Source organism: Comamonas testosteroni (genome assembly GCF_014076415.1).
Lineage (GTDB): Bacteria > Pseudomonadota > Gammaproteobacteria > Burkholderiales > Burkholderiaceae_C > Comamonas > Comamonas testosteroni_F.
On the sequence record NZ_CP043568.1, the window covers coordinates 5,748,251 to 5,768,358 of the forward strand.

The following is a 20,108-nucleotide window of genomic DNA, read 5'->3' on the forward strand; positions in this document are numbered from 1 at the left end:
CCCCCTCGGGGGGAAGCGGCATAGCCGCTCAGGGGGCTTATTCCACCCGGCAGATCTTGAGCATATTAGTACCACCGGGCTGGCCCATGGGTTCGCCGCAGGTGATGGCGTAGACATCGCCGGACTGCACGATGCCGCGGGCCAGCAAGTGGCCCTTGGCCTGGTCCAGCGCCATGTCACGCTCGGCGCTGGTATCCATCAGCAAAGGACGCACGTTGCGATACAGCGCCATCTTGCGCTGCGTGGCCAGCTTGGGCGTCAGGGCGTAGATGGGGATATGGATGCGATGACGGCTCATCCACAGCGCGGTCGAACCGGAGTCCGTCAGCGCCACAATGGCCTTGGCACCCAGGTGATGCGCGGTGAACAGCGCGCCGATGGCGATGGCCTGGTCGGTACGCTTGAACTGGCTGTTGCTGAAATCAGCATCCTTGACGCGGTCTTCGGCCGCTTCCGCAGCGGCGCAGATGGCGGCCATTTCACGCACAGTCTCCAGCGGGTATTTGCCGGCAGCGGTTTCGGCGCTCAGCATCACGGCATCGGTACCGTCCAGCACGGCATTGGCCACGTCGCTCACTTCGGCACGGGTGGGCACGGGGTTGGTGATCATGGACTCCATCATCTGGGTCGCGGTGATCACCACCTTGTCCATGTCGCGCGCCATGCGGATCATCTTCTTTTGCAGCGCGGGCACGGCGGCATTGCCCACTTCCACAGCCAGATCGCCACGGGCAACCATGATGCCGTCGGAGACCTTGAGAATCTCTTCCAGACGCGGAATGGCCTCGGCACGCTCGATCTTGGCGATCAGGCCGGGCCTGTGGCCGTACTGGGCAGCGGCCACATTGCACAGCTGGCGTGCCATTTCCATGTCGGTGGCGTTCTTGGGGAAGCTCACGGCCACGTAGTCGGCCTGGAAGGACATCGCGGTCTTGATGTCTTCCATGTCCTTGGCGGTCAGTGCGGGAGCCGTCAGGCCGCCACCTTGCTTGTTGATGCCCTTGTTGTTGGACAGCTCGCCACCCAGCTTGACGACGGTGTGCACCTCTTCACCACGTACTGCGTCCACGGTCAGCACGATCAGACCGTCGTTGAGCAGCAGCACATCGCCAGCCTTCACGTCACGGGGCAGCTCCTTGTAATCAAGGCCCACGCCGTTGATGTCGCCGAGTTCGGTGCGCGATGCGTCGAGCACAAAGCGCTCGCCTGGCTCGAGCATGACCTTGCCCTCGGCAAACTTGCCGACGCGGATCTTGGGACCCTGCAGGTCGGCCATGATGGCCACTTCGCGGCCCGCACGCTGTGCGGCTTCGCGCACCATGGTGGCACGGTCGATATGGTCCTGCGCCTTGCCATGGCTGAAGTTCAGGCGCACGACGTTCACGCCTTCGCGCACCATTTGTTCAAGCAGTTGCGGATCGCTGGAAGCGGGGCCCAGTGTGGCGACGATCTTGGTAGCACGACTCACTTGCATGAAATGTCTCTCTCGCGATGGAATGTAATCGGGTTTCAATTCTGGCACGAATGCGGTTACATGACTGCATCTTGCACAGCACTGCAGCACCAGGCAAGCGCGTCGCAGAACAGAAAAAACAGTAGCTTCTTGCGCCTACCCATCATTGATATCAGGGTAAATAAAGCTTGAAATGTTTATATTTCAAGCGCTTGCAGCTACTGATTCGGAAGCATAAGAGGGAAACTTGCAGCCGAATCGACAAGCGTTGTGCAGCGCATCAATGGCAGCGTCGAAACAGTTTTGCCCGGCAGGTTCAAATGTGCAGGCCTCAGATCAGCCCGTGGGAGAGCAGATAGGTCACCACATGCGTGAGCATGGCGGCCTCGAGTCCGTAGCGCCAGAGCATGATGCCCGCCAGCAGTCCATAGACGCTTTCACACACCAGCAGCTGCAGTACGACCGGCGCCGGCAGCTCGCCGACCATGGTCCAGCCCAGAAACACCGGAATGCAGCCGGACAGCAGGGCAGCCAGCGCGATGGCCGACCAGCCCAGCCGCCAGTCCGGGCGCTGCCGGGGGCTGCCGAAGGCCTTCCACAACATCCACATCACGCCCGTCAGCATGCCAAGACGCAACAGCAACTCTTCGGTAATCGCGCCGTATAGCAGCTTGGGCCATAGCGGCAGACCGTAGACCGGGTCCACAAAAGACATGCTTTCGGGCCAGAGCACGGCCAACGTCACCAGCCAGGCTGCACCGATCACGCCACCGGCCACGCCGGGCAGGCTCAGCACGCGTACGCCACGCCAGGGCATGCGCCCCTCGGCCAGGGCATGAATCAATGGTGCACTCAAGCCCAGCCTCGGGCCCAGACTGACCCCCAGGCCCACGCTCAGCGCCAGCAGGATGCTCAATCCCGCCGTCGCGGCCCAGCCAACCACAATGTCGGAGCCGCCACTCGCCAGAACGGCCAGCCAGGCCGGCGGCGTCGTCCAGGCCAGCGCCACCACACCCGGCAGACCCAGCAACCAAAGCAGCAAACCCATGCGCGCGACAGACTGTGGCCTGGCAGCTGTGCGATGAGACAGGTGGGCAAAGGTCTGCGGCATGCTGAGCTCCGGTTCAAGCCTCTCAGTCACGCATCAACGCTTCGATCTCGTCGACCTTGACCGGCACGCCGCGAGTGATGAGCTCGCAGCCGGTTTCGGTGACGATGGCATCGTCCTCGATGCGGATACCGATGTTGTGGAACTGTTCGGGCACACTAGGTGCCGGACGCACATAGATGCCCGGCTCTATCGTCGTGACCATGCCGGGGCGCAGGATGCGGCTGGGGCGATTGGCAATGGTTTCACCAGAGATCGGGTCCTTGCGCTCGCTGACCACGCCCAGCTCGCTGGGCTCCACATAGCTGCCGCAGTCATGCACATCCATGCCCAGCCAGTGGCCGGTGCGATGCATGTAGAACTGGAAGTAGGCACGCGACTCGATCACATCCTCGGCCGTGCCGTACTTGGTACGGTCCAGCAGTCCCAGGTCCAGCATGCCCTGGGCCAGCACGGCAACAGTGGCGTCATGCGGGTCGTTGAAGCGCTTGCCGGCCTTGGTGACGGCAATCGCCGCTTCCTGGCTGGCCAGCACCAGCTCATAGAGCGCACGCTGCGCTCCGCTGAACTTGCCGTCGGCCGGGAAGGTGCGCGTGATGTCGCTGGCATAACCATCCAGTTCACAGCCCGCATCGATGAGCACCAGCTCGCCCGCGCGCACCGGCGCCTTGTCTGCCTGATAGTGCAGCACGCAGGCATTGGCACCGGCGGCCACGATGGAGCCGTAGGCCACGTACTGCGAGCCATGCTGGCGGAACTCGTGCAGCAGCTCGGCGTCCAGATGATATTCACGCACCTCCTCGCCATTGCGGATCATGCGGGCCGAGCGCTGCATGGCACGTACATGGGCCTGGGCACTGATCTGCGCGGCGCGGCGCATGATGTCCTGCTCATGCTCGTCCTTGAGCAGACGCATTTCATCCAGCAGCGCACAGGCGTCGCCCTGCTGTGTGGGACAGAGCACGCCAAAGCGCGAGCGGGCGCGCACCTGGCTGAGCCAGCCTTCGACCTGTTCGGCCAGGCCCTTGTGGGTGGCGAAGGGGAACCAGACACGCTCGCGGTTTTCCAGCAGGCGCGGCAGGCGGGAATTGATTTCATCGCTGGAGCAGGCCTGATCCATGCCCAGCCTGGCCTTGGCCGCCTCGGGGCCCAGGCGGTAGCCGGTCCAGACCTCGCGCTCCAGATCCTTGGGCTGGCAGAACAGCACGCTCTTGCCGTCGCTGGTCAGCACCAGGCAGGCATTGGGCTCACTAAAGCCCGTGAGGTAGTAGAAGTAGCTGTCGTGGCGATACAGATACTCGGTATCGCGGTTGCGATGCAACTCGGGAGCCGTGGGGATGATGGCGACACCGCCGTCGCCCAACTGGGCGGCCAAGCGTGCGCGGCGTTGGGCATATACAGAAGTCATGGGCATATCGTAATGCTGGCCGGGCATCTGTACATCAGCTTACATCTGCGGATGTCAGCTATTGCGCTCCTGCCCCTGTGTCGATCTGAATCCGGTGGTCAGCAGCGCCATCGCATCATCGGGCACCAGGACCTCGGGCTGGCTCGCGCGCCAGCCCGACCAGAGCAGACTTGCGCCCGACAGGATCAGCAGGCCGCAGACCAGCCACTCCACCAGCCTTTTGGGCCAGGCGGGCGGATGTCTGGCACTCCACCAGGTCACGCCCGTGACGACAGGAAAGGCCAGCGCCGTCCAGCCCATGACCGCCCAGTTCAGCTGTCCCTCCACAGCCACCATGGCAGCGCGCAGCAACGAGCAGGAGACAAACATGGCAAACAGGCAGTGGCGCACCAGCATGCGATCCAGCGGCTGACGATAGAGGTGATAGACCATGGGCGGGCCAGGCGTGGCAAACAAGCCACCGAGCAGTCCCGACGACACGCCGGCCACCCACATGGAAACGGGGCCCGAGGGCTGGTCCAACGCCTTCTTCTGCATCAGCAGCAGCATGGCGCACAGCACGATCACCAGGCCCAGCAGCATGCGCAGGCCGTTGAGCGTATTGCCGCTGAGCCAGTGCAGCAGCAGCACCCCGCCGACCACGCCCAGCACGCTGCTGATGAGCATGGGCTTGAGCATGGCCCAGTCCGGCTCGAAGCGGTAGGCGCGCATATAGCTGACGCCGTTGATGATGGACAGCAGACAGGCCACATTGGCCGCATCGGCAATATTCATCAGGCCAGTGGCGCCTGCCACGCCGACAAAGATCAGCCCGAACGCGAAGCCCGTGAGGTTCTGGCAGAACGCGGCCAGCCCCACCAGAGCCATGAAGAAAACGATTTGCATGCACTCACCCGATGACGGCCACAAGAGGAACTGTGGATTTGCATCCGGTTGCGCCAGTCAGAAAAGTAAAAAGCATAGCAGATGCTTGCCATGGCAAGCATTCGTGCAATCCACAGGGATACGCCTCAACTCATAGCTTCATGCGCATTGCTGGCATGAGTTCCAAAGCAGTTTATGGAGCAAGTATTTTGATCTGCTGCGCCGACCATTCGACCAGCTCGCCACGCTGCGCATGCCAACCTTGGGGCGCGAAATCCGGCCAGTGGCAAAGCAGCTCGCGGGTTGGCACATCCCAGAGCCAGCACTGCCCTTCGCCCACCACCAGCAAGCGACCGTTCACGCAGTGCAGGTGCCGGGCGCGCGGCAAGCCGGGCATGGGCCAGAGCTGGCCCGCATGGCCTTCCTCGGGCACAGGCGCATGGATATCGAAGATCACTACGCCCGGCGCATGCAGGCAGTCGCCAAACCCATCGTCATCCCAGTTGCCCACGTTCCAGATCGCGACGCGCGAGTCATCCAGCCACACGCAGGGCTGGTCCCAGCCCTCGCCCTGCGCCAGCCGCTTGCGCGAGGGGCCGTCTTCGGACTCCCAGCGGTTGCCATCCAGCCAGGCAGACAGCGACCACACGACGGGAATGCCCACGGGCGCCCAGACCCAGCCGTCGTCCAGCAACCATTGCTGAGCAGGGCTAGGCAGAAGACGACCATGGAAATAGTCCAGATAGTGCGGCTGCTCGAACGCCAGCCCGTCGCGCTCGGTCAGGTTCTCGCCCGTCGCGCAATCCATGACATCGAGCCGGTTCCACTGCGTGCGGTGAATCAGCACATCGCGACCCTGGTGCCGAATAAAGGCGATGGAAAAAGGCACGGTTTGGGGGTGGTAGTCGCCCCCGAAAAGCTGCGCGATGCGCTCACCGGTACGCAAGTTCACCAGCACGCCCCATGTACCGCCATCATTGGCAATCACCGCGTAGTCGCCACTGAGCGCGCAATGTACTTTGAAGCCATGCGGCCAGTGCGGCGTAGGCGGTGTGGGTTCCGGCAAGTCCAGCAGCGCCAGTTGCTGGCTCCGCCCATTTGGCAGCTTCAGCGCATGCAAGCCACCGTCCCGGGTCAGCAGCAGCAACTGCCCCCAGCCAGCCTGCGCAGTGCAGGCATGGACGATGTGCGGGCCTGGCCAGTCGATGCTGCGTGCGCTCAAGTCTCAGCCCTGGTTGAGCTGGGCCAGTCGCTCGGGCGTGCCCACATCGACCCAGCGACCGCGGTAGAGCGAGGCACCCACCCGGCCTGCCCGCATGGCGCGGCGCAGCAGCGGGGCCAGCGGCTCGCGCAGGCCCTCGGGGTTTCCCGGCTCCACATCGAACCACGGTGCTGCAAACAGCTCGGCTTTCAGCAGCGCAATCGTGCTGTAGGTATAGCGTGGGCGCTCGTCGTCGGCAGGCAGGTCCAGCGCCTTGCCGTCCTCGCTCAGGCCAAAGTCGCCACGCGGATTGTGTGCAGGATTGGGTACCAGCCACAGGTGGGCCAGTTCATCGCTGTGCGCAAACGCCTGGGCAGCCTTCGCCGCAAAGCTGAAATCCGGCGCATAGACATCGCCTGCAGCCAGCCAGAAAACCCGGTCCAGCTGCGGCAGGGCGCGGCTGATGCCTCCAGCGGTTTCAAAGGCTTTCTCGGGCTCCGCCGAATAGGAAAGCAATAATTTCGCACTCGCGCCCCCATCGGGCTGCGGCACAAATTCATCGCCGAAATACCCAGGAATCTGCGCCCCCAGCCAGCCGGTATTGATGACGGCTCGCGGCACGCCGGCAGCCAGCAGCGCCTGCATGTGCAGCTGCAACAGCGGCACACCCTGCACCTTGAGCAGCGGCTTGGGCGTGACATCGGTCAGCGGCCGCATGCGCTCGCCCCGGCCTGCGGCCAGCAGCATTGCAGGGGGTTGCACCAGGAGGGAAGCAGCGTTTTCTACAGTCATTGCAATCAGCTTGTCAACATGGTTTGAGGTGCGCAAGACACCTGTTTCTGGGGTTGCACTGTAGAGCATTGACCCGCATCCCGCCTGCGAAAATTGGGCCTCCATTAAAATAATGGGCTTAGCAGAATTACCCCTCCTTTTCGGAGCGCCCTGATGGCCAACACTCAAAATATGGCGAATGCAATCCGTGCACTCGCAATGGATGCCGTTCAACAAGCCAATTCCGGCCACCCCGGTGCCCCCATGGGCATGGCCGACATGGCCGTAGCGCTGTGGAGCCGCCACCTCCAGCACAACCCCGTGAACCCTCACTGGGCCAACCGCGACCGCTTCATTCTGTCGAACGGCCATGGCTCCATGCTGATCTATGCGCTGCTGCACCTGAGCGGCTACGACCTGCCCATCGAAGAGCTGAAGAACTTCCGTCAGCTGCACAGCAAGACTGCAGGCCACCCCGAAGTGGGCATTACCCCCGGCGTGGAAACCACCACCGGCCCTCTGGGCCAGGGCATCACCAATGCCGTGGGTTTTGCACTGGCTGAAAAGCTGCTGGCTGCCGAGTTCAACAAGGACAAGCACGAGATCGTCGACCACCACACTTATGTGTTCCTGGGCGATGGCTGCCTGATGGAAGGCATCTCGCATGAAGCCGCCGCCCTGGCTGGTGCCTGGAAGCTGAACAAGCTGATCGCCCTGTACGACGACAACGGCATTTCCATCGACGGCAAGGTCGCCCCCTGGTTCATCGACAACACGCCCGAGCGTTTTGAAGCCTATGGCTGGAACGTGATCCGCGCCGTGGACGGCCACAACGTGGACGCCCTGGACAAGGCCATCGCCGCTGCCAAGAAGAGCGCCGACAAGCCCACGCTGATCTGCTGCAAGACCCATATCGGCAAGGGCTCGCCCAACCGTCAGGACACGGCCAAGGCCCACGGCGAACCTCTGGGCGCCGAAGAAATCGCACTGACCCGCGCGGCTCTGGGCTGGACTCATGGCCCCTTCGAGATCCCTGCCGAGGTCTACACCGACTGGAACGCCAAGGATCTGGGCACCAAGGCCGAAGCTGCCTGGAACGAAAAGTTCGCAGCCTACACCGCTGCCTTCCCCGAGCAAGCCGCCGAGTTCACCCGCCGCATGGCTGGCGATCTGCCCGCCAACTTCGGTGAAATCGCCGCCAAGATCGCCTCCGACGCCCATGACGCCGGTGCCACCGTGGCCAGCCGCAAGGCCAGCCAGCTGGCCCTGGAAGGCCTGACAGCTGCCCTGCCCGAGCTGCTGGGCGGCTCTGCCGACCTGACCGGCTCCAACCTGACCAACACCAAGTCCACTCCCTCTTTCCGCGTGGATGACAAGGGTGCCGTGGTCAAGACCGAAGAAGGCCAGATCGGCCGCCACATCAACTACGGTGTGCGCGAGTTCGGCATGGCCGCCATCATGAACGGTGTGGCGCTGCACGGCGGCTTCATCCCCTACGGCGGCACCTTCCTGACCTTCTCCGACTACAGCCGCAACGCCATCCGCATGGCCGCCCTGATGAAGCAGCGCGTGATCCATGTGTTCACGCACGACTCCATCGGCCTGGGCGAAGACGGCCCCACCCACCAGTCCATCGAGCACGCAGCCTCCCTGCGCCTGATCCCCGGTCTGGACGTGTGGCGCCCCGCCGACACCACCGAGACCGCCGTGGCCTGGACCGTGGCCCTGAGCCAGAAGAACAAGCCCACAGCCATGCTGCTGAGCCGCCAGAACCTGGCTTACTCGCCCAAGAGCGAAGACGCGCTGGACGACATCGCCTGCGGCGCCTACGTGCTCTCCGAGCCCAAGGATGTGGGCCTGAAGGGCAAGAAGGCCCAGGCCGTGATCATCGCCACCGGCTCCGAAGTGCAGCTGGCTCTGGCTGCCCAGAAGCAGCTGGCCGAACGCAAGATCGCCGTGCGCGTGGTCTCCATGCCCAGCACCACGACCTTCGACAAGCAGGATGTGAAGTACAAGAAGGCCGTGCTGCCCGCCGGCCTGCCCCGCATCGCCGTGGAAATGGGCGTGACCGACTTCTGGTGGAAGTACGGCTGCGCCGCCGTGGTCGGCATCGACACCTACGGCGAGTCCGCTCCCGCAGGCGTGCTGTTCAAGCACTTCGGCTTCACCGCCGAGAATGTGGCCGATACCGTGCAGGTCGCCCTGCAGAACGCTGCCAAGTAAGCGAAAAAGGGGCCTCGTGCCCCTTTTTTCCGGCTGAAGTTTGCTTACCCGCAGTTCTCAGCCATCCGGACCAGGCCTCAGGGAGCCGAGTCCGGGCACAATCCGCTCCGGTTTTTCATTACTCACTATCTACGAGGCAACTATGACGATCAAGGTTGGTATCAACGGCTTCGGCCGCATTGGCCGCAACGTGCTGCGTTCCGCAGTGCAAAACTTCTCCGACATCGAAATCGTCGGCATCAACGACCTGCTGGAGCCTGACTACCTGGCTTACATGTTGAAGTACGACAGCGTGCACGGTCGTTTCGACGGTGAAGTTTCTGTCGAAGGCAACACCCTGGTCGTCAACGGCAAGAAGATCCGCCTGACGCAAGAGCGCGACCCCGCCAACCTGAAGTGGAACGAAGTCGGCGCCGACATCGTGATCGAGTCCACCGGCCTGTTCCTGACCAAGGAAACCGCCCAGAAGCACATCGACGCTGGCGCCAAGAAGGTCATCCTGTCCGCTCCTTCCAAGGACGACACCCCCATGTTCGTGTTCGGCGTGAACCACGGCACCTACAAGGGCGAGGCCATCATCTCCAACGCTTCCTGCACCACCAACTGCCTGGCTCCCGTGGCCAAGGTGCTGAACGACAAGTGGGGCATCAAGCGCGGCCTGATGACCACCGTGCACGCAGCGACCGCCACGCAAAAGACCGTGGACGGCCCTTCCAACAAGGACTGGCGCGGCGGCCGCGGCATTCTGGAAAACATCATCCCCTCCAGCACTGGCGCTGCCAAGGCCGTGGGCGTGGTGATCCCCGAGCTGAACAAGAAGCTGACCGGCATGTCCTTCCGCGTGCCAACGTCTGACGTGTCCGTGGTTGACCTGACCGTTGAGCTGAACAGCGAAGCCACCTACGAAGAAATCTGCGCCGAAATGAAGGCCCAGTCCCAAGGCGCTCTGAAGGGCGTGCTGGGTTACACCGAAGACAAGGTCGTCGCCACCGACTTCCGCGGCGAGACCTGCACCTCCGTGTTCGACGCCGAAGCCGGCATCGCCCTGGACAAGACCTTTGTGAAGGTCGTGTCCTGGTACGACAACGAGTGGGGCTACTCCAACAAGTGCCTGGAAATGGTGCGAGTGGTTGCCAAGTAATCTTCGCAGATTACAAGCAAAATCAGGCTCTAGTGCTTATCTGATAAGCACTGGCAGCTATCAAAAAAGCCAGCATGGGACGCCATGCTGGCTTTTTTTCGTCCCACAAGACCGGAGCCGGCCGGAGCATGTCTCGGATACATTTGTAACACGCAGCCACCACCAACGCCCAAGAGCGTGAAGCGCTGCCACTTCCTCAGACAAGGCCGCCATGTTTATTGCAATTCCTCTTGAGAACAAGCCTTCATGGCGCAGCCCGCCCTGGATGACGGTGCTACTCATCGTCATCAACTGCGTGATCTTCTGGGGCTGGCAGGCGCCCGAGGAACATGCCGTGGAAAAAGCGGCCCAGCAATATGCCCAGACCGCTTTGCCAACGTTGGAACTGCCACCATTCCTGGCCTATCTTGAGGAGCAATCCGCCCAAGGCAGCAAGCGCTTCGACCAGCAAACGCTGCAGGCCGTGCGCAAGCTCTATCAACACAAGGCCTATGCCCAGCTCTATGCGCTGCTGTGGCAGGAAAAGAAATTCCGCCAGCACCTGCTGGACGGCCAGGTCATCACCGCCAGCCACCCACGCCATGCGCAGTGGCAAGCTGCACGGGCCGCCTTCGCGCCCCATGAGCCGAGCGGCAGCTTTACCGAGCGCTGGTCCATGAGCTATGAGCCGAGCGCGGGCTGGCAGCCTCTGCAGGCCTTCACCTCCATCTTTCTGCACGGCAGCACCAGCCATCTGCTGGGCAATATGGTGTTTCTTTTCCTGTTCGGCTTCACGCTGGAGCTCGCCCTGGGCTCCTTCACCTATCTGGCTTTTTACGTGGTCGGCGGTGTGGGGGCGTCACTGTTTGCGCTGATGTTCTATGCCGGCATGGGCGGCTACGGCCTGGGGGCCTCGGGCGCGATTTCAGCGCTGATGGCCATGTATGCGGTGATGTACCGCATGCGGCGCATACGCTTTTTCTACATGCTGCTGTTCTACTTCAACTACGCCACCTGGCCGGCCCTGGTCATGCTGCCGGTCTGGATGGGGGTGGAGTTGCTGCAGCACCTGTGGGGCAGCAAGCAGGTGGCCTATATGGCCCACTTTGGCGGCCTGCTGACAGGGGCGGTGCTGATGTGGGTCTATATGCGTTTGCAGACGGTGGAGGCTCCCGTCAACGAAGAGGAACTGGCCAGGGCCGCCGCAAAGCCGCTGGCCGATGCCGTGGCCCGTGCGCAGCACCTTACCGACACCCTGGAGTTCGGCCGTGCTGCGCCAGCCTGGCGGGAGGCCGCGCGGCTGGCCCCCAAGGACCCCGCCATTCTGAAGGCCTGGTTCGAAAGCTCGCGCCATCAACCCGCCAGCGAGGACTTTCATGCTGCGGCACGACGCATCTTCAAGCTGCCGGCCACCACGGACGCCGAACGCCAGCTGCAGCTGGCCAGCTATCGCAGCTATCAGCAGCGCGCACAGCCCGGCATGCGCATGAGCGCCGACACCATGCATGGACTGGTGCGCAGCTTCGTGCGCCTGGGCGCCCTGCCCGAGGCCGAAAAGCTATGCCGCTCCCTGCACAAGCTGGCAGACCATCCCCAATGGCCGGCAAGCCTGCTGCTGCTGGTCAACGGACTGGCCCAGGCCGGACGCGTTCAGGAAGCCAAAGCCTGGCTGCCTGTGCTGCAGCAATCGGCTCCAGAGGAAGCTCTCACGCGCTGGCTGGCACAGCAGCGCTAGCCAACGCCTCGCCGCGCTCAGGTCTTGGCTTCCAGCTCCTGCAGCTCATCACGCAGCACCCACTGCGCCTCCTTGGTGCTCTCGTGCTCGGGAAAGAGCTGCTTCATGCGCATGTAAACGGCCACCCCCTGCATGGGCTGCTCCATGCCCTGCTTGTAGGCGCGCACCACCAACTCCAGCATGAACGGAATCAGGGGGCTGCCGGCAAAGCGCTTCTCAAAATCCTTGGCCAGGATCAACACATACCTGGGCTTGCCGGCCTTCCAGGCCTGCTGTGCCAGCTCGTAGCTGAGCTGGGCCGAGTCAGGCTTGAAGTCCGGCTTGCGCTTGACGCAGCTCACCCAGGCCTCAAGGGCCTCGCTGGCGCGCTGCTGAGCAAGCAGCATGGGAATGAAACGCTGGCCCAGCTCCGCCAGGGCATCCGCGCGTTCGGTCAGCTTGAGCACCCGGAAGTAACGGCGGCAATCGGGCAGGCTCTCATAGTCCTCCCGCTGCCATTCGCGCGCCTGGTTCACAGCCTCGTCCATCTTGTTGTCCTGCACCAGTCTGGCCACCAGCGCATCGCGACGCTTGGCCTCCAGGGCCGCAGGGTCGATCTGCACGGTCGCAGGCCCCTCAGGCGCTTGTACGGGATCGATATCCAGAGCCGCATGGTGCTGGTACATGACATAGCCGATCATGGCCGCCATCACCCAGCTGAAATAAATCATCACAAAGCTCACCAGGGGCAGTACCAATCCGGGTGCCGCAACCTTGAGCAGCATCGCCAGGACCATGGGCGAGCCCTGCTGCAGCAGAAACAGGAAAAAGCACAGCAGCAGATAGGACTTGCCGATACCGAAAATCGTCGCCAGCAGCTCGAACGGATTAACGGCCGAGCTCAGGCTGTTGGTATTGATCAGCACCATCCAGGTAGCAGGAATCAGGAAGGCCACCAACAGATTGGCAACCACGCCCAAGGTCAGGCTGCGGGTCGCCATAAAGCCCACAAATATCCCGAAAACGACGAGCACCCCGAAAAATTTCCAGGGCAGCCATTTCCAGTCTTCATCGACCTGACTGGACCGGAAATCGGAACTATGGGTAATTCCACGAGATGCGAGTGCCGAAACCTTGAATGCATAACGGCTGACTGCCAGCATCAAGCCCAACCCCACAAACAAGATTCCAATCCACCCGAACATCAAGCCATAACTGCATGCCGACAGCAGCAATGCATAGAGCAAAGGCTCGGTCTGCAGAGGAAACAAGAAGAAGCTATTGAGCTTTTGCCAGAACGGAGGGATTTTCCACTCGGAAGAATCACCTTTTTGGTGAACACCATGTATCGAATTCAATGCCTGCTCTCCCACTCTCGGTTTGATGAATCATCTGCAAGCCCGCTTGCAATGACCGAATCCGCTCTGGTATTGCCCGATTTTTCTTTGAAATCGGGTCATTGCGGAATTCTGCGGTAGAAATTCGCCCTGAATCCAAATACCGATAAACAGCTGGCATATTGCTTTTTTCGCTTGCCAGAAACCCCGTAAATGCTTTTGCAGCCAAGCCGGCCTGCGCAACCGCCTTGAACCGTGGACTCAACCGATAACGGATAGGACTGCAAGGATTGCAGGCAGCGCTTAAAGTGGCCCAGGTTTTATGGAGAAGCAGCGAATGATTCACAGCGCACACGCACAAAGCAGCCCCACCCCGTACCGCATCACCCTGACCGATGCCCAAGGCCATGTCTGGCATGCCGATGAACCCGTGAATGATGGCGGCGCCGACTCCGCCCCCAACCCCATGCAGCTGATGCTCTCGGCCCTGGGAGCCTGCACGGCCATCACCCTGCATATGTACGCGGGTCGCAAGCAGTGGCCGCTAAGCCATGTCGATGTGGATCTGCAGCTCAACCCCGATGGCAAGCCCGCGGATGCCAACCAGATCACGCGCAGCATCACCCTGCATGGCGAGCTGGACGACGAGCAGCGCCAGCGCCTGCTGCAGATTGCCAATGCCTGCCCCGTGCACAAGCTGCTGGAAGGCAAGGTTTCCATTCCCACCGCTCTGACCGAAGCCGCGCAGGCATGAAAAAAGCACCTCACGCACTCGCTGTGTAGGCTCGCCTCCTGCCGGAAAGCCAGCTTCATCCTTGGGACTGCCCGGCGATAAAAAAAGCCCTGCAGTCACCGGCAGGGCTTTGGTCGCTGTTGTGTGTAACTTGATTACACCGTCACCTCCAGCGCACCCACTTCCACATAGTGTTCGAACTCACGTTTGGCCAGAGATGCGGTTTCGGGCTGCTGGTCCTCGGGGTCGACCCAGGACAGCACATAGCTGGCGATGGCGGTATCGACCTTCATCTCTATGCCCATGGGAATCTGCTCGGACGGACCATCTCCGACACGATGCTCCACCTTGCCTGTGACACGAGCGGCAAAGTGCTCGGGGTACAGCTGGATCTCGACTGCCGAGATCTGGTTGCCTTGAGTGCTGTGTTCGTTCATGTTTATTCCTCCTGCAGTTGTTAGGTCGCTGCGCACGAATTGCGCCACGTGAAAGCCACTGCTAGCGGCCTACGCCTTTAACTTAGCCGACTCCTGGCGGAGTCCTTGTCAGCCTATTGGCTGAATCCTCACAGTGATGTAACTGCGTGCAAGGCGTTGCTGCATTCTGCCGTCTGATTGCGCGAATACCGCATATCCCTGACACTCGAATCTCTTCGCCGTCAGGATTTGTCATGAGTGAATCAAAGAACTTACAACGTCTGCCCACCCGTATAGCCGATGTCGGCGGCATCCCCATCCACCGTGCCATTCCTCAGGCCGCGCTGCGCAAAGTAGGGGCCTGGTGCTTCCTCGACCACGCCGGCCCGGCCGTCCCCCCTCCACCCGGCATGCAGGTCGGGCCCCATCCCCATATCGGCCTGCAGACTTTCACCTGGATGATCGAGGGCGAGGTGCTTCACCGCGACAGCCTGGGCAGCGAGCAGATCATCCGCCCCGGCCAGGTCAATCTGATGACGGCTGGCCGCGGCATTGCCCATTCCGAAGAAGCCCAGACACTGGGCGTGCATGCAGCCCAGTTGTGGATTGCCTTGCCCGACAGCCATCGCAATACTGCGCCCCGCTTCCAGCATTATCCCGACCTGCCCAGGACCGAGATCGGCGACTTTGCCGTAACCGTTCTGGCCGGTGAAGCCCTGGGACTGACGGCGCCCGCAGAAGTCCACTCCCCGCTGATGGGCGTAGACCTTCTGGCCGACGGCACAGCCGGCCAGGCGTGCGCCACCATGCCGCTGCGCGTCGACTTCGAGCATGCGGTGATGAGCCTGTCAGGCGAGGTGAAGGTTGAAGGCCAGGTGTTGCCCTCGCAGGAGCTGATCTATCTGCCTGTGGGCACGCGGGAAGTGCAGCTGGAATGCACGCCCGGCAGCCGCCTCATCATCATCGGGGGCGAGCCCATGGATGAAGCCATCTTGCTGTGGTGGAACTTTGTGGCCCGCACCACCGAAGAGATGCAACAGGCCCAGCAGCAATGGGAGGCGGAGGCGGCCACCGATGCGGAACTCGTCAACGGACAGCCACGCCGTTTTGGCAAGCCCGTGGCCTCGCCTCTGAAGTCGCTGCACTCTCCCTCACTGGCTGGCGTCAGCCTGCGCGCCTCCAGATAAGCCTGCCGGCGCTTATTCAATTCGCACCAATTTGGTGCGAATTGAATTTCTCAAAAAGAAGAATAAAAGCATCTTTGCAAGATTTTGGTGGATTTTGGAAGCTTTTAGAGACAACGCACTCTCTTCAAGCGAAGACAAGCCAGACGTTATGCATGAAACGTTTGGACTCATGCACGCCAAGCTTTCATAATCGAGCCAACGCCCTGGCCACGAGAATGCGACCGCCGCTTCTCGTCCGGGGCGTTGCCACGTCCTGCCCAACTCAACTTTGCAAAGAAAGCCGATCAATGCGTCAAGAACATGACTTCATTGGCATCAAAACCATCCCTCCCGACGCGTACTGGGGCGTTCATTCCGCACGCGCAGTGGAGAACTTCCCCATTACCGGTCACTCGGTCGCGCACATGCCCGAGCTGATCCGCGCGTTTGCCTTTGTCAAAAAGGCAGCGGCCCAGGCCAATCTGCAGTTTGGTGCCATCAATCTCAAGCAAGCCACCGCCATCTCCCAAGCCTGTGATGATCTGATTTCCGGCCAGCTGCACGAGCAGTTTGTGGTCGATGTGATCCAGGGCGGCGCCGGCACCTCCACGAATATGAACGCCAATGAGGTGATCGCCAACCGTGCACTCGAGCACCTGGGATTGCCCAAAGGCACTTACGACATGATCCACCCCAACGATCACGTCAATGCTTCGCAGTCCACCAACGACTCCTACCCCACAGCCGTCAAGCTTGCCACCTACGCTGGCATCCAGAAGCTGCTGATCGCCCTGGCCGAGTTGCGCTCTGCTTTCGAAGCCAAAGCCGGCGAATTCGCCCATATCCTGAAAATCGGCCGCACACAATTACAAGATGCCGTGCCCATGACTTTGGGCCAGGAGTTTTCCGCTTTTGCAGCCATGATCGCCGACGATGAAAAGCGTCTGCGCGAGTCCGCCTATCTGATGACCGAAGTGAACATGGGTGGCACTGCCATCGGTACCGGCATCAACGCTCCCGTAGGCTACGCAAGCGCCGTGACCAAGGCCTTGGCTGAAATTTCGGGCGTTCCCGTCGTCAAAGCCGGCGATCTGATTGCCGCCACGGGAGATACCGGCGCCTTTGCCGACATTTCCGGTATCTTGAAGCGTGTTGCAGTCAAGCTATCCAAGATCAGCAACGACCTGCGCCTGCTTTCCTCGGGCCCTCAAGCAGGTGTGGCAGACATCAAGCTGCCGGCGCGCCAGGCCGGCTCGTCCATCATGCCCGGCAAGGTGAATCCCGTGATTCCCGAGGTAATGAACCAGGTCTGCTTTGAAGTGATAGGCAACGATGCCGCCATCACCATGGCCGTGGAGGCCGGCCAATTGCAGCTCAACGCCTTCGAGCCGCTGATGGCCTGGGCTCTGCACAAAAGCCTGAGCCACCTGAGCAGCGCCTGCAAGACGCTGCAAGTCAACTGCGTGGAAGGCATTGTGGCCAACGAAGCGCTGCTGGATTCCCGCATTGCCGAGTCGGTGACGCTGGTGACGGCGCTGAACCCTTTGATCGGCTACGAAAAGGCCGCCAAGATTGCCAAGACCGCCATTGCCAACGGCAAGCAGATTGCCGTGGTGGCGGAAGAACTGGGCATCATGAGCCAGATCGAAATGAACAAGCTGCTGGTCGCCGACAAGCTGACCCAGGCCGGCGCATTGACCGCTGCATAAGCACGCTCTTTATCGACAATGCAAAAGGGCATGTTCGCCATGAACATGCCCTTTTTGATTGATATCGTTTTAATAGCTTTCCACGTCTGGTTTCAGAGGGCAGAAAGCCAAAAACGCTTCATATTCAAGCCACTGCGGCATTCTCGTCACTGGGGTCATCCACGCCGCGTACGCTTTCACGCAGATTTTTGTCCTTGAGCTTGCCAAGATCAGTCTCCACCGCGCGTTTGAGCTTTTCAATCGCGGCGCTGAAGGCCTCCTTGACCTTTTCGGCTTCCGCATTCACTGCGATGGGGGGGCGACCTGTAGCCCGGGTCTCGAGCACACAGCGTTTGCCTGGGCCACCCGTGGTCTTGAGGGCATCAACGCCCGTGAGGAAGACCTCCACACGCACCACATACTCCTTCAGGCGGGCCAGCTTGGCATTGATCTCCTCCTGCGCCCATTGAGCCAGAGACTCTCCACCCTGGATGGAATCGTCGGCATGAACCTGTACTTGCATGCAAATCCTCCTAGTCACCAAATGCCGCAACCGCTGCGGCGAAATCTGTAGGGGTGCCATAAAGGCAGGCGAAAACATCGTAACGCCAGAACCTTGTTCTGCCCATCGGGGCTTGTTACGCCAGTAAAGGACAGGGGCTTTGACCATTGTGGAGGCAGCTTCGCCCTGATTTGAAAGAGATAGCAACAAGGGTAGGCTCTACGAGCTTTGCCCTTGAGCCAAAGCAAAAAGTGCTGGCCGGTGATTTGCAAAAAGTAAGCGTTTTTACGCCTCGGGCCGTCAGTTAATGCCAGCCTTCGATTCAGGCTCGGCCACAAAGCCGATGCGCGTCAGGCCTGCTGCGTGGGCCCAGCCCATGACCTGTACCACGCGACCATAGGGAACGCTGGTGTCGGCGCGCAGTTGCACTTCGGCCTGAGGATTGCGCCGCCCCAGCTCTTCCAGTTGCTGCTGCACTGCCGCATCGTCCGCCACGGCCCCCTGAATCCAGATTTCGCCGGCAGGGCTGACCTCCACCATCAAGGCATCGCTCTTGCTCACGGCAGCCTGCTGCACTGCTGCCTGCGCCTTGGGCAGCTGCACGCGCAAGGTGGCTGCCAGCATGGGAGCAGCCAGAATGAAGATCACCACCAGCACCAGCATCACATCGACCAGCGGTGTGACATTGATGGTGTTGATCGGAGTTTCCGCCCCTTGACGGCGGCTCATGCGACCGAATGCCATGATGCCGTCCTTTAAGAAGCATCCACGCCGAACTGGGCATGCAGATCATGTGCAAACCCTTCCAGCACAGCCTCCAGCTGGCTGGCCGAACGCCCCAGCAGGTTATAGGCCAGCACAGCAGGCAAAGCGACGGCCAGACCGGCGGCCGTCATGACCAGGGCTTCACCCACAGGCCCGGCAAGCTGAGCGATATCGACCTGACCACTGCCCGCCAGCGTTCCCAGCGCATGGTGAATGCCCCAGACCGTACCCAACAGACCCACAAACGGTGCCGTTGCACCAATGGTGGCAAGCAAGGTCTGACCCCACTGCAGCTGGACGGATGCCTGGCCCAGAGCCTCACGCAGGCTGCGCAGCAGGCGCTGGCCCTGCGTCGCGCTTTGTGCCAGAGAGCCTTGCGCAGCCATTGCGCCCTGCGCCACGGCATCGGCCATGGCCTGCACCAGCCCCTGTCTATCCAGAGCCTTGACCTGCGCCATGGCCTGGACCAGATCGGGCATCTGCCAGAACGCAGCCACGGCCTGCGGCACGCTGCGACGCGCCACGGCCATAAACCAGAGCTTGTAGAGGATGACCACCCAGCTGAGCACGGACATCAGCAGCATCAGGGCCGCCGTCGCCCACGTGACCGCATCGCCCTCTGCCAGCCATTGCCACATTCCTGCAGACATCGCTCACCTCGCTCCCAGAAACAGCAAGGGGCCGTCACGGCCCCTTTGCAAATTGCGCAGTCAACGCAGATTCAGCACATCGTACATATCGTACTGGCCAGTCTTCTTGTCGGCCAGATAGGCCACGGCGCGCAGGCTGCCGTTGGCATAGCCTGCACGGCTGCTGGACTTGTGCGAGATCTCGATGCGCTCGCCGGTACCGGCAAACAGCACGGTGTGATCGCCCACGATATCGCCGCCGCGCACGGTGGCAAAGCCAATGGTGTCGGCCTTGCGCTCGCCGGTGTGGCCGAAGCGCTCATACACGGCGCGGTCGGCCAGCTTGGTGCCCTGGGCTTCGGCAATCACTTCGCCCATCTTCAGGGCCGTTCCAGAAGGTGCGTCGACCTTGTGCTTGTGATGGGCTTCGACGATCTCGATGTCGTAGCCACCTTGCTGCAAGGCCTTGGCCGCCATCTCCAGCAACTTGAAGGTCACGTTCACGCCTACGCTCATATTGGGGGCGAAAACGATGGAAGTCTTCTGGGCAAACTCGGCGATCTGCGTCTTTTGCTCATCCGAGAAGCCCGTGGTGCCGATGACCACGCCAACGCCCAGATCGGCCGCAACGGCCAGGTGCTCCATCGTGCCTTCGGGGCGCGTGAAGTCGATCAGGCAGTCGGCCTTCGACAGGGCTGCGCGCACATCGCTTTCGATCTTCAGCCCGCTGGGCTTACCCAGGAATGCAGAAGGATCGGTGCCGATGGCAGGGCTGTCAGCGCGGTCCAGTGCTGCAGCCAGCACGCAGTCGCTGCTGTTCAGAATCGCTTCGATCAGCATATGGCCCATGCGGCCGGAGGCACCCGCCACAGCAACGCGCTGAGGGGTGGAGGAATGGGTGGTGGATGCGGTCATGGCGCTATCACTCGATCAAATGGAGGACGGCAGGATCGCATCCACACCGTCATAAAAAGAGAGCATCCACCGCTTTCTGCAAGCGGGGAACAACC

The 20,108-nt window shown here is 61.6% G+C and carries 18 protein-coding genes; 6 read left to right on the plus strand and 12 right to left on the minus strand.

Translation table 11 applies throughout. From position 1 onward, the window contains the following. Positions 1-37: 37 nt before the first annotated feature. From pyk to F0P97_RS26510, 6 genes are all read right to left on the minus strand, one after another. Positions 38-1,474, minus strand: coding sequence for a pyruvate kinase (pyk, locus tag F0P97_RS26485; RefSeq protein WP_182284989.1), 1,437 nt, complete (start codon positions 1,472-1,474; stop codon positions 38-40). A 310-nt stretch (positions 1,475-1,784) separates the two neighbouring features. Further along, positions 1,785-2,564: an abortive infection protein gene (locus tag F0P97_RS26490; protein ID WP_182284990.1), complete on the minus strand. Its 780-nt coding sequence runs from the start codon at positions 2,562-2,564 to the stop codon at positions 1,785-1,787. Positions 2,565-2,586: 22 nt separating this feature from the next. Next, positions 2,587-3,996: an aminopeptidase P N-terminal domain-containing protein gene (locus F0P97_RS26495; protein ID WP_182284991.1), complete on the minus strand. Its 1,410-nt coding sequence runs from the start codon at positions 3,994-3,996 to the stop codon at positions 2,587-2,589. 27 nt (positions 3,997-4,023) lie between these two features. Continuing rightward, on the minus strand, positions 4,024-4,854 hold the full coding sequence (locus tag F0P97_RS26500) for a sulfite exporter TauE/SafE family protein (protein WP_182284992.1): 831 nt from the start codon (positions 4,852-4,854) through the stop codon (positions 4,024-4,026). 172 nt (positions 4,855-5,026) lie between these two features. Beyond that, positions 5,027-6,055 (minus strand): hypothetical protein, encoded by a 1,029-nt coding sequence (locus F0P97_RS26505; protein WP_182284993.1) that lies wholly within the window; start codon positions 6,053-6,055, stop codon positions 5,027-5,029. Between the two features lie 3 nt (positions 6,056-6,058). Further along, the gene (locus F0P97_RS26510) at positions 6,059-6,826 is read right to left on the minus strand and encodes a nucleotidyltransferase family protein (protein ID WP_182284994.1); all 768 of its coding nucleotides are present in this window, start codon (positions 6,824-6,826) and stop codon (positions 6,059-6,061) included. Positions 6,827-6,979: 153 nt separating this feature from the next. On the opposite strand from F0P97_RS26510, the gene tkt reads away from it, so the two are divergent. The 3 genes from tkt (at position 6,980) to F0P97_RS26525 (ending at position 11,883) form a co-directional block, all read left to right on the plus strand. Then, positions 6,980-9,028, plus strand: a complete 2,049-nt coding sequence (gene tkt, locus F0P97_RS26515) for a transketolase (protein ID WP_182284995.1) — start codon at positions 6,980-6,982, stop codon at positions 9,026-9,028. 142 nt (positions 9,029-9,170) lie between these two features. Beyond that, positions 9,171-10,169 (plus strand): type I glyceraldehyde-3-phosphate dehydrogenase, encoded by a 999-nt coding sequence (gap, locus tag F0P97_RS26520; RefSeq protein WP_003060372.1) that lies wholly within the window; start codon positions 9,171-9,173, stop codon positions 10,167-10,169. Positions 10,170-10,380: 211 nt separating this feature from the next. Then, positions 10,381-11,883 carry a rhomboid family intramembrane serine protease gene (locus F0P97_RS26525; protein ID WP_182284996.1) on the plus strand — a complete coding sequence of 501 codons (1,503 nt, stop codon included), beginning with the start codon at positions 10,381-10,383 and terminating at the stop codon, positions 11,881-11,883. A gap of 17 nt (positions 11,884-11,900) precedes the next feature. On the opposite strand, the gene F0P97_RS26530 is transcribed toward F0P97_RS26525, so the two are convergent. Next, positions 11,901-13,040, minus strand: coding sequence for a hypothetical protein (locus F0P97_RS26530; protein ID WP_232538285.1), 1,140 nt, complete (start codon positions 13,038-13,040; stop codon positions 11,901-11,903). Positions 13,041-13,536: 496 nt separating this feature from the next. Here F0P97_RS26530 and F0P97_RS26535 point away from each other — a divergent pair, with 496 nt between their 5' ends. Beyond that, positions 13,537-13,953: an OsmC family protein gene (locus F0P97_RS26535; protein ID WP_043004694.1), complete on the plus strand. Its 417-nt coding sequence runs from the start codon at positions 13,537-13,539 to the stop codon at positions 13,951-13,953. A 134-nt stretch (positions 13,954-14,087) separates the two neighbouring features. On the opposite strand, the gene F0P97_RS26540 is transcribed toward F0P97_RS26535, so the two are convergent. Next, entirely contained in the window at positions 14,088-14,369 is a 282-nt protein-coding gene (locus tag F0P97_RS26540) for a hypothetical protein (RefSeq protein ID WP_003072434.1), read from the minus strand. A 233-nt stretch (positions 14,370-14,602) separates the two neighbouring features. On the opposite strand from F0P97_RS26540, the gene F0P97_RS26545 reads away from it, so the two are divergent. Beyond that, on the plus strand, positions 14,603-15,535 hold the full coding sequence (locus F0P97_RS26545; RefSeq protein ID WP_182284998.1) for a pirin family protein: 933 nt from the start codon (positions 14,603-14,605) through the stop codon (positions 15,533-15,535). A gap of 287 nt (positions 15,536-15,822) precedes the next feature. Continuing rightward, the gene (locus F0P97_RS26550) at positions 15,823-17,223 is read left to right on the plus strand and encodes an aspartate ammonia-lyase (RefSeq protein WP_182284999.1); all 1,401 of its coding nucleotides are present in this window, start codon (positions 15,823-15,825) and stop codon (positions 17,221-17,223) included. 124 nt (positions 17,224-17,347) lie between these two features. On the opposite strand, the gene F0P97_RS26555 is transcribed toward F0P97_RS26550, so the two are convergent. The 4 genes from F0P97_RS26555 to dapB form a co-directional block, all read right to left on the minus strand. Further along, a complete protein-coding gene (locus F0P97_RS26555) occupies positions 17,348-17,725 on the minus strand; it encodes an HPF/RaiA family ribosome-associated protein (protein WP_003060358.1) in 378 nt (125 codons plus the stop codon). 279 nt (positions 17,726-18,004) lie between these two features. Continuing rightward, complete coding sequence (locus F0P97_RS26560) at positions 18,005-18,448, minus strand: ExbD/TolR family protein (RefSeq protein ID WP_182285000.1); 444 nt, start codon at positions 18,446-18,448, stop codon at positions 18,005-18,007. Positions 18,449-18,459: 11 nt separating this feature from the next. Further along, a complete protein-coding gene (locus F0P97_RS26565) occupies positions 18,460-19,119 on the minus strand; it encodes a MotA/TolQ/ExbB proton channel family protein (protein WP_182285001.1) in 660 nt (219 codons plus the stop codon). A 60-nt stretch (positions 19,120-19,179) separates the two neighbouring features. After that, a complete protein-coding gene (gene dapB, locus F0P97_RS26570) occupies positions 19,180-20,013 on the minus strand; it encodes a 4-hydroxy-tetrahydrodipicolinate reductase (protein ID WP_182285002.1) in 834 nt (277 codons plus the stop codon). Positions 20,014-20,108 lie beyond the last annotated feature (95 nt).